At 62.0% G+C, this 14,051-nt stretch carries 15 protein-coding genes and 1 riboswitch; of the genes, 7 read left to right on the forward strand and 8 right to left on the reverse strand.

Annotated elements, in window-relative coordinates:
* Positions 1 to 44: 44 nt before the first annotated feature.
* From VFI82_11930 to VFI82_11950, 5 genes are all read left to right on the forward strand, one after another.
* A complete protein-coding gene (locus VFI82_11930) occupies positions 45 to 881 on the forward strand; it encodes a class II aldolase/adducin family protein (GenBank protein HET7185387.1) in 837 nt (278 codons plus the stop codon).
* A gap of 145 nt (positions 882 to 1,026) precedes the next feature.
* On the forward strand, positions 1,027 to 1,326 hold the full coding sequence (eutM, locus tag VFI82_11935) for an ethanolamine utilization microcompartment protein EutM (protein HET7185388.1): 300 nt from the start codon (positions 1,027 to 1,029) through the stop codon (positions 1,324 to 1,326).
* 93 nt (positions 1,327 to 1,419) lie between these two features.
* Positions 1,420 to 1,749: a EutN/CcmL family microcompartment protein gene (locus VFI82_11940; GenBank protein ID HET7185389.1), complete on the forward strand. Its 330-nt coding sequence runs from the start codon at positions 1,420 to 1,422 to the stop codon at positions 1,747 to 1,749.
* A 70-nt stretch (positions 1,750 to 1,819) separates the two neighbouring features.
* On the forward strand, positions 1,820 to 2,221 hold the full coding sequence (locus VFI82_11945; GenBank protein HET7185390.1) for a EutN/CcmL family microcompartment protein: 402 nt from the start codon (positions 1,820 to 1,822) through the stop codon (positions 2,219 to 2,221).
* A complete protein-coding gene (locus VFI82_11950) occupies positions 2,218 to 2,514 on the forward strand; it encodes a EutN/CcmL family microcompartment protein (GenBank protein HET7185391.1) in 297 nt (98 codons plus the stop codon). The genes VFI82_11945 and VFI82_11950 overlap by 4 nt, the downstream gene beginning before the upstream one ends.
* Here the strand turns inward: VFI82_11950 and VFI82_11955 are convergent.
* From VFI82_11955 to VFI82_11975, 5 genes are all read right to left on the reverse strand, one after another.
* The gene (locus tag VFI82_11955; GenBank protein ID HET7185392.1) at positions 2,479 to 3,189 is read right to left on the reverse strand and encodes an ATP-binding protein; all 711 of its coding nucleotides are present in this window, start codon (positions 3,187 to 3,189) and stop codon (positions 2,479 to 2,481) included. The two genes, VFI82_11950 and VFI82_11955, sit on opposite strands and share 36 nt — an antisense overlap.
* Before the next feature lie 42 nt (positions 3,190 to 3,231).
* Positions 3,232 to 5,424: a TonB-dependent receptor gene (locus VFI82_11960; GenBank protein ID HET7185393.1), complete on the reverse strand. Its 2,193-nt coding sequence runs from the start codon at positions 5,422 to 5,424 to the stop codon at positions 3,232 to 3,234.
* A 117-nt stretch (positions 5,425 to 5,541) separates the two neighbouring features.
* Positions 5,542 to 5,735: riboswitch (cobalamin riboswitch) on the reverse strand.
* Between the two features lie 60 nt (positions 5,736 to 5,795).
* Complete coding sequence (locus VFI82_11965) at positions 5,796 to 6,503, reverse strand: lysophospholipid acyltransferase family protein (GenBank protein ID HET7185394.1); 708 nt, start codon at positions 6,501 to 6,503, stop codon at positions 5,796 to 5,798.
* A 105-nt stretch (positions 6,504 to 6,608) separates the two neighbouring features.
* Positions 6,609 to 7,877, reverse strand: a complete 1,269-nt coding sequence (locus VFI82_11970) for an ABC transporter permease (GenBank protein ID HET7185395.1) — start codon at positions 7,875 to 7,877, stop codon at positions 6,609 to 6,611.
* The gene (locus VFI82_11975; protein HET7185396.1) at positions 7,870 to 8,775 is read right to left on the reverse strand and encodes an ATP-binding cassette domain-containing protein; all 906 of its coding nucleotides are present in this window, start codon (positions 8,773 to 8,775) and stop codon (positions 7,870 to 7,872) included. The genes VFI82_11970 and VFI82_11975 overlap by 8 nt, the downstream gene beginning before the upstream one ends.
* Before the next feature lie 235 nt (positions 8,776 to 9,010).
* On the opposite strand from VFI82_11975, the gene VFI82_11980 reads away from it, so the two are divergent.
* Entirely contained in the window at positions 9,011 to 9,463 is a 453-nt protein-coding gene (locus VFI82_11980; GenBank protein HET7185397.1) for a hypothetical protein, read from the forward strand.
* 161 nt (positions 9,464 to 9,624) lie between these two features.
* Here VFI82_11980 and fabF read toward each other — a convergent pair whose 3' ends face one another.
* The 3 genes from fabF to VFI82_11995 all read right to left on the reverse strand — a co-directional run bounded on the left by fabF (position 9,625) and on the right by VFI82_11995 (position 12,217).
* Positions 9,625 to 10,866, reverse strand: a complete 1,242-nt coding sequence (fabF, locus tag VFI82_11985) for a beta-ketoacyl-ACP synthase II (protein HET7185398.1) — start codon at positions 10,864 to 10,866, stop codon at positions 9,625 to 9,627.
* A gap of 91 nt (positions 10,867 to 10,957) precedes the next feature.
* Positions 10,958 to 11,206: an acyl carrier protein gene (acpP, locus tag VFI82_11990; GenBank protein HET7185399.1), complete on the reverse strand. Its 249-nt coding sequence runs from the start codon at positions 11,204 to 11,206 to the stop codon at positions 10,958 to 10,960.
* Positions 11,207 to 11,350: 144 nt separating this feature from the next.
* Positions 11,351 to 12,217, reverse strand: a complete 867-nt coding sequence (locus VFI82_11995) for a hypothetical protein (GenBank protein ID HET7185400.1) — start codon at positions 12,215 to 12,217, stop codon at positions 11,351 to 11,353.
* Between the two features lie 253 nt (positions 12,218 to 12,470).
* Between VFI82_11995 and VFI82_12000 the strand changes: the two genes are divergently transcribed.
* Positions 12,471 to 14,051, forward strand: coding sequence for an FAD-dependent thymidylate synthase (locus VFI82_12000; protein ID HET7185401.1), 1,581 nt, complete (start codon positions 12,471 to 12,473; stop codon positions 14,049 to 14,051).

Genomic DNA, 14,051 nt, shown 5'->3' on the forward strand with positions numbered 1-14,051 from the left:
TTGCTGCACTCGAGCCTGCCTGTGGCTTGGGGTGGGAATTGGAAATGAAGAGCGAACGCCAGCAGCGAGAAGACATCGTCCGCTTCGGACGCATGCTGCACCAGCGCGGCTACGTCGCCGCCACCGACGGCAACCTCTCGGTCCGCCTCGATCACGAGACTGTCCTTTCCACACCTACTGGCATGAGCAAGGGCATGCTCGAGCCTGAGGACCTGGTGGTGGTGGACATGAAAGGCAAGCGGGTCACCGGCCGGCGCCAGGTCTCCAGCGAAATCGGCATGCACCTGCTCATCTATTCCGCGCGTCCTGACACACACGGCATCGTCCACGCGCATCCGCCGACCGCGACCGGCTACGCTGCCGCCGGCCTGCCGCTCAACCAGGCGCTGGTTTCGGAAATCGTGCTTTCGCTCGGTTGCATTCCGCTGGCGCGGTACGCCACTCCCGGCACGCCCGAACTGGTTAACGAACTGGAGCCGCTGGTCCCGCAATATGACGCGATCCTGATGGCCAATCATGGTGTCGTCACTTACGCTGACGACCTTGCGCGCGCCTACATGAAGATGGAAACGGTCGAGCACTTTGCGCAGATCGCGCTCGTCACCCACCTGCTCGGGCGCCAGCAACTGCTCACCCAGGATGAAGTCAGCAAGCTCATCGATGCGCGCGAGCGCTATGGCATCACCGGTCCGTCAAAATCCGTGCCCGCCTGCCCGGTGACGGCAGGACCGGCGCCCGCGACGTCGCGGGAGTCTGCGCCCGTGGCTGCCGCGGCCAGAGCGGGCGAAGCAAGACCGGATGGCAGAATTACGGTGACGCGGGAAGAACTGGCCGCCATCGTCGAAGACGCGCTTCGCCAGACCGGCAAGCGCAGATGGTAAGAAACGCGCCATGGGCCATTGGCCCTTGGCTTTTCAGGTTGGAATCTGGCGCCCGGGCGCATAAGATTCCGTCTTCTTGAACGCGAAAGGCCAACGGCTAATCGCCAAGGGCAATTTAACGAGCAACTCATAACGGGAGATCACAATGGGTGAAGCATTGGGAATGATTGAAACGCGCGGCCTGGTAGCCATGATCGAGGCATCCGACGCCATGGTGAAGGCCGCCAAGGTCACGCTGGTTGGTTGGGAAAAGATCGGCTCCGGTTACGTCACCGCTATCGTTCGCGGCGACGTCGCTGCGGTGAAGGCCGCTACCGACGCCGGCGCTGCCGCCGCGCGCCGCGTCGGCGAGCTGATCGCCGTGCACGTGATCCCGCGTCCGCATGCCAGCCTGGAAGACGTGCTGCCCATCGGACACGCCATCTCCAAGGCCGTCGGAGCCTAACTGCGATTGCCGAATTTGAGAATTGCCGGATTGCGGCCTGCTTGAGCAATTCTGCAATTCCGCAGTTCCGCATTCGGCGATGAAAGGTTTTTCATGCTTCTTGCTCGCGTAGTTGGCACGGTAGTTGCCACCCGCAAGGACGACCGCCTGCAGGGACGCAAGCTGCTCGTCTGCCGTCCCGTTTCGCCGGACGGCACGGTGGACGGCGGCTACGTTGTTGCCGTGGACACCGTCGGCGCCGGCGTCCAGGAGACGGTTCTGCTGGTGAGCGGTTCCTCGGCGCGGATGGCCGGCGGCAAGGACTCGCCGGTGGACAGCGCTGTCGTCGGCATCGTGGACGAGGTCCGGACGGAGAACGAATCCGAGTCGTCGTTCAACGGCAAGCGGGCCGCCACAGCCGCCACCGCGAAGTCGAAACACTAAACCGAATTGCCGAACTGCGGAATCGGCAAATTGGATTTCAATTCGGCAGTTTGGGAATTCCGCAATCCTTATGATGCTCGCCAAAGTCATCGGCACGGTCGTTTGCACGGTCAAGTTCCCGGCGCTGGAGGGAAGCAAGCTCCTGCTGTTGCAGCCGGTGAACAAGGACGGTGCGCCGCGTGGCAAGACCATGGTCGGCATTGACGCCGTCGGCGCCGGAGTTGGCGAGACCGTGTACTGGTGCCGCGGTCGCGAAGCCGCCCTCGCCTTCGATCCTGAGCGCGTCAGCGATTGCAGCATTGTCGGCATCGTGGACGAAATCAGTGTGGCGCGGGTCTCTGACCCAAGTGCCCGCGTCGAAGACCCAACCAGCAAGTCTTCCGGTCCAGCGTGCACTGCCGTCGGACCTGCCCCCGTAAACCCACGCAGTTCGAAGCCGCGAAATGGCCCCGAGAAGCGAGGCCGCCGATGATCATCGGGCGCGTTCTCGGAGAAGTCGTCGCCACCCGCAAGCATCGTTCGCATGAAGGACGGAAGATCCTGCTGGTGCAGCCGCTCGCTTTGGACGACTCCGCCAAGGGCGAGCCCGTTCTCGCCCTCGATGCCGTGGATGCCGGTGTCGGCGATCGCGTTTTGGTGGTGCAGGAAGGTTACAGCGCCATGACCTCGGTAGGGCGACCCGGCTCTCCCATCGACATGAGCGTGATTGGCGTGGTGGACGAGGTGGAACTAGCGGCCGATGAACGCTCCTTCACCGTCGGCTGACAACACTGCCGGTGCGTTGAGCTTCATGTCCGCGAATACAAACCCGTCTCTCTCCGCCACCTCGCCGTTTTCAATGCGCAGCTCGCGCGCGAACATCGGCCCCGCATACACGCAGGTGTGAAATTCCCCTTTCTCTCCGCACGGATCACAGGTGGCGGGCAGATCGGAAAGCAGCTTCGCATCGAACTCCCGTCCGGCAAACGAACTCGCAATCTGCTTCGGATCCACGCACGTCAGCCGCGCCCGTAAACCCGCGCTGATCATCTCCCGCGCAAGGTCGGCCGTGGGCTGCAGCCACAACGGGAAAATGGGTTCCAGGCCCGTACCCGCAAGTTGCTTCTCGCGATACGCGCGGATGTCAGCTAAGAACAGATCTCCGAAAACGAACCCGCTAGCGCCTTCGCTCAACGAGCGCTTGCACGCTTGCGACATCGCCGTCTCGTAATGCTGGTTGGAACAAGGCCATGGCAGCGGCACTGTCCACAGCGGCAATCCGGCGGCCCGCGCCTGCGCCTCCACCACTTCGCGACGAATCGCGTGCATGGCAACGCGGTCGAACGCGGCATTCATGGTGGTCAGCAGGGCGACAACCTCGCAGTCACCACGCGTCCGCACCAGGTGCAGCGCCCACGCGCTGTCCTTCCCGCCGCTCCAGGACACAACGACTCGTTTCACATTCACCGCCACGTAACGGATCGCAGGCAGCAATCCTGTCTTTTATTCTCCTCCGACTCGAAACCTCATTCCGGCCCGGAAGTTCGCTTTCAGCGCCGGAAAGCCCGCCGATTCTTCGTACTTCCGGTTGAGCGCATTCTCCACTTTCACGTAGGCCGTCATGTGCGGGTTGATCTGTCGCCACAGTCCCAAATCCACGCGCGCGTATCCGGCGCTGTGTGTCACAGGTGGAAGCAGGCCGAGAAAGTCCGAGTCAGCGCGAGGGCCCAGCGCGGTCACGCCCACATTTCCTCCCCAGCGACGCGATGTGTACAACGCCAACAGAGATGCGGCATGCCTGGGCCGGCGCAGCAGCGGCGCGCCCGCAACCAGCAGCGGATCGAACGCCAGCGGCGCACTCAATATCTGGGTCGAGGTGTAAGTGTAAGAGGCGTCCACGCTGATTCGCGCCCATGGCCACGCCCGGAACTCCACCTCCGATCCGTGTGCGATGGAGCGATTGATATTCTGGTACTGGCTGACGAACAGCACCGGGTCGAAGTTGAACTCGATCTGGTTGGTGAAACGGTTGTTGAAGTACATGGCGCCCAACCAGTACTTGCCCATGACGAAGCTCTGTTGCACGCCCGCCTCCAGCGACCGGTTCTCCTCCGCCTTCAAGTTCGGGTTGGGAATGATTCCGAAGCCTCCGATGCCGAACGATTCCTCCAGCCGCGGCTCCTTGATGCCGGTTCCGTAGGCAAATCGCAGGCGCGTGCCGGAAAAAATCTCTCCGCCCTTCCAAGCCAGCACGCTGGCCGCGACCCGAGGCAGGCCGCGATTGCCGAAGCTTTCGTTATGCTCGAACCGGGCGCCCGCAATCACCGTCAGGCGGCGCCAGGTCAGCATCTCCTGCCCGAAAACTGCGTGATTGCGCCTCAGCCCGTGCCCCAGCGGCGGCGAAGTCAAATCGCCGGCCCAGCCGTTTTCGTCCTCGAAGTGATAACCGAGCGTCGTGCGCGCCCAACTTCGAGCTACGTAATCGCCCTGATAATCGAAGCCGGCGCGATTCAGATTGGCAAAATCAGAGAATGGAAAATCAAAGTTGCCGAATGCGGGCGACTCACGTCCGGGATCCATAAACGTGTCCAGGTTCAAGCGCCGGTGATGGTACTCGAAGCCGCTGAAACTATGCTGCCACCGCGAGGGTCCCACGATAGTGAATTCCGCGCTCGCCAGGAAATTGTTCTGCCGGGCGCGCTCGTCGGTGTCCGGAGGAACCAGCGGCTGGCCGTTGAAGTTCCAAAATGACTGGACCCCGCTGCGGTCGGTGTAATGGCGCGTCCGCAGCCGGAAGGCGGCGCGCGGCGTGATTTGCACGCCGAGGTTCGCGCCCTCGAGCGAACTCGAGTAGGCGTCGTTGATACCTTGGCCTTCGGTGTTGAACTGCTCGCCGAACAGGTTGTAATCGAAGCGCCCGCGCGCCCCCGCAACCGACGCGTAGCCGCGCGCCGTATGGAACGTTCCGCCCTCGGCGCCGAAGCGCAGCTCCGGCATGCGCGTCGTGCCCGTCGCGCTCCAGGTCTGGATCACGCTCGTCATGGCATCGGATCCGTACAGCGTGCTCTCCGCGCCGCGCACAAACTCCATCCGATCCACCTGGTACATCGGTACCACGCCGAAGTCGAACGTTCCACCTGGATCGTTCACCGCAACGCCGTCGACGATGACCTTGTTGTAGCGCGAGTCTCCGCCGCGCACGAACAGCGACGACAACCCTCCGCGACGACCACTGGCGCTGACGATCGCTCCCGGCAGGAAGCGCAACATGTCAATCGCCGCAACCGGCTGCATGGAGGTGAGCGCCTCCGGGCCCAGCGACGATGTATCCGATCCTGTCTCCTGGGTCGGCAGGGGCGTGCGCTCGGCGCTGATTACGACGGTTTCCGCCGCGGTCGGTAGCTTTAGCGTGACCTCCGCCTGCGGGGGCGAGGCGAGGGCCTTTGCCGGCGCGAACCCCGGCGCCAGGACTTCGGCGCGATAAACGCGTGCGCTCAATCCGCTGAATTCGCAAATGCCTTCCGCATTCGTGCTCCGCACCGCGACGGCAGTGGAACTGTTCTGGAGATAGAGCGTAACGCGCGCGCCCGGAATCACCGCAGACTGCGGATCGACAACCCTGACCTTAAGATCAGAGGCGGAGCTGGCGGCGGTCAGCAGCAAGCAGAGCGCGGCAAAAAATCCTGCGCGCGGCACGAACTCTAGCCTGGCAGTCGTGAAACGTGAAACTGGAAACGTAAAACGTGTTCCTGGAGATTGAACAATCGAGAGTGGAAATTCCGGCACGGCCATCCTCCTTTGCACGCGAAAGAGGTTGTGGTTGGCAGTTCGCGCCGGTCTCCTGGCTTGCGACTCTTCCAGCAGGCCCGCCTTCCCATCTTTCGACAGTGGCAGCGCCGACGAACAGCGTCGCTTACAGTTGCGCGGCAGCGCGGGTCTTTCACCCGCTTCCCGTTACACGCGAACCAAGATTGTCAAAGAACGTCACGCGAAAGCGCGAGGACCAAGACTCTATGGCGCCATCAGCAGGTTGTCAACTTCAGCTCAGGAAAGACCTGCCTGGCGCGTCAGCCTTGCGCGGAATTCTGTCCGAATTCGGCTTCGGCCGACTCGCGGGCGCGATCGAGCGCGGCCTGCATTTCCTTATGACCGTCCTCCAGGGCCGCGCTGCCGGCATCGGGAGCAATGTTCACCGGGCGGCTGACGCGGAGCACGACGCGGGAAAACGGCTTGGGGATGATCAACCGATCCCAGGAATTGAGCACCCAGGCACGCTCCACCGCGCAGTGGAAAGCGAGCACGGGCAGCTTGACGTTGCGGGCCAGCAGCACCGGGCCGGGCTTGGCGACGTAACGCGGGCCGCGGGGTCCGTCGATGGTGAAGGCGACGGCCCGCCCGGCTTCAATTTCAGTGTGCATGCCGAGCAACGCTCGAACGCCGCCGCGCGTGGAGGATCCACGGATGGCATTGAACCCAAACTTTTCGATGATGCGCGCAATGTATTCGCCATCGAAGCTGTTGCTGGTCATGACCGAAATGTCTTTGCCGCGATACCAGTAGAGCGCCGGGATGACGCAGCGGTGCCAGAAGACGTAAACGGCGGGGCAGACCCATTCCGAGGGCGGCCCATCGGCTTCAATGGAAATGGTGTAACGGAGGGTGGGGCCGATGAGGCGAACCAGCACCGAGCCGGCGGCGGCGATGAGCGCCAGCGCAATCCGCTGGCGGAGGGTGAAGCGCTCGATAACATCGTCGGCTAAGGTGGGCGCGGGCAATTTAGTAATTTCGTAAATTGGTAATTTCGTAATCTTGCACACGCGAGGACGCGTGCGCCACCGACGCGAGCCGATTACCGGATTACTAGATTACCAATTGCCAAGTTACGCGTACTTCACCCACTTCACAATTTCCGGCAGGGTGGGCCGTTTGCCGTACATGAGGATGCCGACGCGGTAGATACGCGAGCAGAGCGCGACCACTGCCCACAAGGTCGCCAGCAGCAGCGCGATGCACAGGGCGATCTGCCAGAACGGCGGCGGCCCGACCACGACCCGGATGTACATGAGGATGGGAGCGAAGAAAGGCACCAGCGACATCCACATGGAAAGCGGCGCGTTCGGCTGGCGAATGACGTAGGTCATCATCATCACCGGAATCATTACCGGCAAGATCACGAAGAACTGCCACTGCTGCGCTTCCTGCTCGGAGTTGACCATGGCGCCGAGCGCGGCGTAGAGCGCGCTGTAGAGCAGGAACCCGAGGACGAAAAAGACGGCGAAGGCAGGGAGCGCGGCGGGCGACAGATTGATCTGGGACAGGCGGCTACGGGCGGCGAGCATTCCGGGCGTAGTGCCGGCGAGGGCGATGGCGACCCAAATCGCAATCTGGGTCAGCCCGACGGCGCCCACGCCAAGAATTTTTCCCGCCATCAATTCCCTGGCGGTGGCGGACGACAAGACGACCTCCATGACGCGCGAGGTTTTTTCCTCGAGCACCGAGCGCATGACGGAGACGCCGTAGAGGATCAGGGTTATGTAAAGCATCATGACCAGCACGATGGCGCTGATCAACTGCAGCGGCCCTCCGGCTTTTTTCTCCCGCCCGCCCTTGATGCTGATGGTCTCCAGTTCCACGCCCTTCATGAGTTTGTCGGCATCTGCGGCAGGGACACCGCGAGCGCGCAGTTCCTGGCCAAGCAAGGCCGTCCGAAGCGCGCTCTGCATGGTGGCAGCCTCGATGAAGTCGCTGGTCTCGCGCGCGGCGTACGAGATGTGGCGCGAAGCGACGGCCTCGTCGCTGAGCCAGACATAACCGTCCAACGTTCCGGCCGCAACGCGGCCCTTGAGCGCCGCGCGCGTCGCGTCGTCAGGAGTGGAAACGATTTCAATTTCGTAGCGGGGAGAGGAGTCGAGCTTGTCGGATTCCGTCTTGCTGCGTTGAAATTGCGATTGCACGGCGCGGGCGAAATCAGCATTGGCGCAGACCAGCGCCACCCGCCGCGTGCCCGACGCCTTGAGCGTTGCCAGTTTGCCGGGCAGCACCATCAGGGCAATCATCAGCGACGGCAGCAACAGGGTGGAGACGATGAACGACCGAGTTCGCACGCGCTCCAGGTATTCCCGGCGAAGGATCAGCCAGGTGTTACGCATTCGGCCTCCCGACAACTTCGAGGAAAATTTCTTCCAGCGAGGGTTCCATGAGCTCGAACTTGTTGACCCGGGCGCGCGCCGCAGCCATGCGCAGCAGCTCTTGCGGATCGGCGCCAGGCTGGAGGCGCACCTCGACGTAATTGCCGTAGTTGTTGAACGACTGCACCAGCGCGCCGTCGGCAAGGAAATTGTCCTCGCCTTCGTACTCCAGTTGCACGTCGTGCCGGCCGAACTTCGACTTGATCTGCTTCAGGTCGCCCTGGAGCACGGCTTTTCCGTGGTCGACCAGGCAAATGGAGTCGCACAGGCGCTCCACCTGGTCCATGCGGTGGGTGGAGAACAGGATGGTTTTGCCCGCCTGCTTCATTTCCAGGAGCACGTCCTTGAGGGCGACGGCATTGGCGGGATCCAGTCCGGCGAAGGGCTCGTCGAGGATGAGCAGTTCGGGATCGTGCAGCAGCGCGGCGATGAACTGCACCTTTTGCTGCATGCCCTTGGAGAGCTCTTCGACCTTCTTGCTCATCCACGCGCCCAGTTCGAGGCGCTCGCACCAGAAGGTGGCCTGGCGCACCGCGTCGGTGGCGGACACGCCCTTCAACTCAGCGAGGAAAACCAGCTGGTCGAGCAGCTTCATGCGCTTGTACAAGCCGCGCTCTTCCGGTAGATAGCCGACGCGGGACAGCTGTCCACGACGGAAGCTCTCGCCGAAGAGGCGGATGGCGCCCGAGTCGGGCACGGTGATGCCGATCATCATGCGCAGGGTGCTGGTCTTGCCGGCGCCGTTGGGACCAAGCAGTCCATAGACGCTGCCGGCCCGGACGTGGAGCGAGAGTTTGTCCACGGCGACGAAGTGGTCATAGCTCTTGCAGACGTTTTCCAGTTCCACCGTGTTGGTCATGGGAAGGTTATTGCTCGCGCAAGGGAGTCGGGCTAGACGACGGACGTGCGCGGGCGATCCCTTAGCCTGGGGGGACTAAGGCCGTGGCGTTGGTCCTTTGGCACTGCCATCGCGGGGCCGCATTCACTTCAGCGGTAGCTTAACCCGCGTTGCCGCAGCGCACAACCATCAAAAGTGGCGAGGCATCTACTCGCCCCAGATGGTCTTCCTGTTGAAGAAACACAAGGAGAGGAATATGAAGAAACTGATAGTGCTGCTGGCGATGGTCATGGCGTTCACGCTCACCAGCGTGGCCCAGACCAGCCCGTCGAGCAGCGGTCAAACGGACCAGACAACTTCCGGCAAGACGAAGTCGAAGTCGGACCAGGGCATGTCGGATATGAACATGGGCAAGTCCGGCAAAGCAAAGAAGGAAGCGACACTGACCGGATGCCTGAATTCGGATGCCAGCATGCTGACCAACGGGAAATATAAGAACGGTGTCAAGGTGGGACCGGCCGACAAAGTCAAGGAACATGCCGGACACCAGGTTGCGTTGAAGGGCCAGTGGTCGGGCACGGGAGCGGACAAGAATTTTGAGGTCGCAAGCGTCAAGCACCTCTCCGAAACCTGCTCTGCCGCGAAGGGCGGCGGCACTACCGGCACCACCAAAAAGGGCAAGGATACGGGCGCCACACCCAAATCCTAGTTTCTGTCCTGTGGCGTCGCGCGCAGCTCAAACCGGGCTGCGCGTTTTTTGTGGGGGAAGGCAAGCGCGTCCTCAAGCCTATTGCCGTCCGAGGGGCTTCAATCCCGAGGAACCTCGGGTTTTGTTGGGATAGAAGCGTGGCGCCCGGGATTGCAAAAAACTCAGTCCTCCCAGCGGCGGAAGATGAGGCAGCCGTTGGTGCCGCCAAAGCCGAAGGAATTGGAAACCGCGAACTCGATCTCGGCTTGACGGGAGTGCAGCGGAACGTAGTCGAGATCGCAACCTTCGTCGGGATCTTCCAGGTTGAGCGTTGGAGGAAGTACCTGGTCACGCAGGGCGAGCACGGTAACACCGGCTTCCAGGCCGCCGGCGCCTCCTAGCAGGTGACCGGTACTCGACTTGGTGGAACTGACGGCCAGCTTGTAAGCGTGGTCGCCGAAGGCGCGCTTGATGGCCTGCGTTTCCAGCTTGTCCCCGAGATCGGTGGAGGTTCCGTGGGCGTTGATGTAGCCAATCTGATCGGGGCGCAGCTTGGCGTCGTTGAGGGCGTTCACCATGACGCGGTATCCGCCTTCCCCTTCGGGCGCCGGCTGAGTAATGTGATTGGCGTCGGCGCTCATGCCGTAGCCGACAACCTCGGCCAGGATTTTCGCGCCGCGATTGCGGGCGTGCTCCAGGTCTTCCAGGACCAGGATGCCGGCGCCTTCGCCGATGACGAAACCGTCGCGTCCCTTGTCCCATGGGCGGCTGGCTTTCCCAGGATCATGGTTGCGGGTGGAAAGGGCGCGCATGGCGGAAAAACCGCCAACCCCCATGGGAGTAATGGCGGCTTCGGTGCCGCCGGCGATCATGACATCAGCGTCGCAGCGGGCAATGATTCTGAAGGCGTCCCCGATGGAGTGGGCGCTCGAGGTGCACGCTGTCGAGGTGCACTCATTGGGTCCCTTGGCGTTGTAGCGGATGCTGACGTGACCGGCGGCAAGGTTGGCGATGGCGGCGGGAATAAAAAAAGGCGAAATCTTGCGCGGGCCGCCGTTCAGCAGGTTGGAGTGCTCACGCTCGATGACGTCGAACCCGCCGATGCCGCTGCCGATGTGCACGCCGACGCGGCCGGCATTCTCATGCGATATCTGCAGGCCGGAGGACTTGATCGCTTCATCCGAGGCGGCGAGGGCAAAGTGGATGAAGCGCCCCATTTTCTTGATTTCTTTTTTCTCGATGAATTGAAGCGGGTCGAAGTTGCGGACTTCCCCGGCAATCTGCGAGGCGAATTGCGAGGCGTCGAACTGCTGGATTTTTTCGATGCCGCTCTTGCCGGCCAGCAGGTTACGCCAGACTTCCTCGGTGGTGTTGCCGGTCCCGCAGATAAGACCGATGCCGGTAACTACGACCCGCCTTCCCAAATTGCATGCTCCCTGAAGCTATCAAGTAGCTCCCGGCGATCGGCGATCGGAGCAAGCCGAGCCGACAGCCGAGAACCGACGCCCAATCGCACTACTGCTTGCTGACCTTGGCGTTCTTGCTGATGTAGTCCACGGCGTCCTGGACGGTGCGAATTTTCTCGGCGTCCTCGTCGGGAATCTCTATGTCAAAAGCTTCCTCGAAAGCCATGACCAGTTCGACGGTGTCGAGCGAATCGGCGCCGAGGTCGTCCACGAAGGAAGCGTTGGCGGTGACTTCGGCCTCATCGACCCCGAGCTGCTCCACGATGATCTGCTTCACTTTTTCTTCTACCTGCGCCATCTGGCGGCCCTCCCTGCACTCAATAAACTTCTAAGTCTATCTGGCGATGATTCCGCCTGTAAAGCGAATGGGGATGGTACATGGGAAAGCGACTAGTGGCTAGTGGGTTGATGCCGGACGCACTTCCTGGCCACCAGGTAAGACTCAGTTGCTGGCGCCTGAGCTGCCGGAGGCGGAACTGGCGGAGTTCAGCTCGGTCAAGGTGATTGCCCGGTAGTCGCTATGGGAAACTTCGACGACGGCTCGGCCGACCAGGCGGGTCCTGGCCTCGGAATGGATGTGCACCGGCAGGCTGAATTCCCCGCATTCGCCGTATTCCTGGACGAATTCGATTTTCTTGATGAAGAAGGACGGAGACTTCACCATCTGGCCCTCGGCACGGTGCAGGCGCCCGGTGGCGGAGTCCACGAAGATGCGGCCCTTGAACAAACCCGGCTCTTTGTGGCGTGGTTTTACCTGGTAAATGTATTCGACGTGGCCGTCACTGGTTTCCGTTCCCTTATAGCTGAACTTGTAGTTTTCCCCGGTGATCGCGGTACGCGCACCTTCACCTTTTTGGACGTGATCGACCTCGGACTGCAGAATCCGGGAAATGACATTGGTCTTCACGAAGCCGTCGCCGGCGAAGTGGAGAGCGGCGAATGCCATCGAGCGCGGCGCTTGGAAGTAACGCCGCAATTCGAACTTGCCGTGCTGCTTGGTGTCGGGGAGATCGGCTTCGACGATGGTGACGTCACTGTACGCGCCGAGTTCCGCAAGCTGCCGTTTCGCCAAGCCGAGATAAGAAGTCAAAGCCAGCTCGGGCGACATGCGGACCGTAGGCACGGGGGGAGTCAAGACATCTGGGCTCGCCGCGGAGCGGGCGCCTTCGGCGGCAGCGTCGGCAGTGATGGCATGAGCACGCATCATGCCGCTGGCACGGGGATCGGAGAAATCGGAGTCCTGGGCGAGCGCGGCGGAGGTCGCCAGCAGAAACAGAAAGGCCCCTACGATGGTTATGACACGTCGCATGAAAAAGGCCCCACCCCGTCAATATAACCGCATTAGGGTACCGCAAAATCGGCAGGCAGTGAAGTCTCGAAGGTAACTAGAAGTAGTCCGAAATTCGCGCCTGCGTTCTTTACATTTCATTAGAGTCGGCACACGAAGATTTGATTCATGCAGGCTGACGCGCCAGGATGCGACAGGGCGATTTTGCGAGTCGCTGCCCGGCGTGCGTTGTGTGCTTGCGCCTTGCGCCCGAGCCTGCGATGATGCCGCCGCCATGTCCGATGCGAACAACCTCCCTTCCCACCAGAAAAATACCGCTCCGGCGATCGAGGTTTACGCGGTGTATGGCGCGGATCCGGAGATCCAGGCCTATGCCATGGCGAAGTACTCGCGCTCGGCATTGTCGATGAAGGAGTCGCTGCGAGAGATCAATGAACAGCGCGCGGAAAAATTTCTGAACACCTTTTACTTTCAGTATGGACACCGTTCCATCGCGGACCTGGCGCACCTGGCGATTGCAGTGGAAAAGCTTTCCATCCTGGCGGCGATCGCCCTGGTGGACGAGCAGCGCTGGGATGGACAGGAGCGCTCGACGAGGTACCAGGATTTCAAGCGCGGCGGCTACTTCACTCCCGATTTCAGCCGCCTCGAAATGTGCGAGCTGCGATACCGCGACACCGTTGCAATGCTGATGGCCGAGTACGAGGCGCTGTCGGAGACCACCTGGCGCTACCTTGCGGACAAAACTCCGAAGCCGCCGGAGATGAAGCCGGAGGCGTACGAACGAACGCTGCGGGCGCGGGCATTTGACATCTCGCGCTATCTGCTGCCGCTGGCGACCAACACGTCGCTGGGGCAGATCGTGAACGCGCGCACGTTGGAGACGCAGATCTCGCGCCTGTTGTCGCATACGCATCCGGAAGTTCGGCACCTCGGGGAGCTGCTGAAACAGGCAGCGAAGGAGCCGGCATACAACGTGAACGAGGTGCGTTACCGCCAGCTGATCGAAGACGCCAAGGGATACGACGAGGCCTGGGGCAAGCAATTGCGGGACGACATTCTGAAACCGGTGCGGGTAGCGCCCACACTTGTGAAGTACGCGGAAGCGAACCCCTACGAGATGGAAACGCGGCGTGAGCTGAAGCAGGCGGCGGCGGAGATCATGGCCGAAGCGCCAATTGCCCCCGCGCCGCTGGTGGATTTGCTGGAAGACGAGCCCCTGGAAATTGAACTGGCGACGACGTTGCTGTACGAGCACTGCCACCATTCCTACCGGCAGGTGCGCGAGCGCGTCGAGGGAATGGGAGCGAAGCGGCGCGACGAGATCATCCACCTGGGCCTGAAACATCGCGGCCGGCACGATGAGCTGCTGCGGCCGTTCCACGCCGGACAAAGCTTCCGCTTCGATATCCTGATGGACATCGGCGGCTTCCGTGACATGCACCGGCACCGTCGCTGTACGCAGATCGGACAAGCCTTTACCACGGTCCACGGCTTTGACATGCCGGAGGAGGTGCGCGCGGCGGGCGTGGAAAAGCGTTACGCCGAGACCATGAAGCGCGCAGCCGAAGCGGCGCAGCATGTGGAAGCAGAGTTGCGGCGCGCGGGGTGCGATCATGCCGAGGCCAGCGCGCTATACCTCATCCCGCTGGGGTACCGCAAGCGAACCCTGTTCAAAATGGATTTCGCCGAGGCGGTGTACGTTGCGGAACTTCGCACCGGGCCGGGCGGGCACATCTCTTACCGCCGGGTGGCGTATCAAATGTACGAGGCCGTGGCAAGCCGGCACCCGGCGCTGGCGCACTATTTCCGCGTCACCGACATCAAGCAGGAAGTGGACCTGCTGCAGCGATAA

The organism is Terriglobales bacterium, from assembly GCA_035691485.1.
Taxonomy (GTDB): Bacteria; Acidobacteriota; Terriglobia; order Terriglobales; family Acidobacteriaceae; genus JAIQGF01.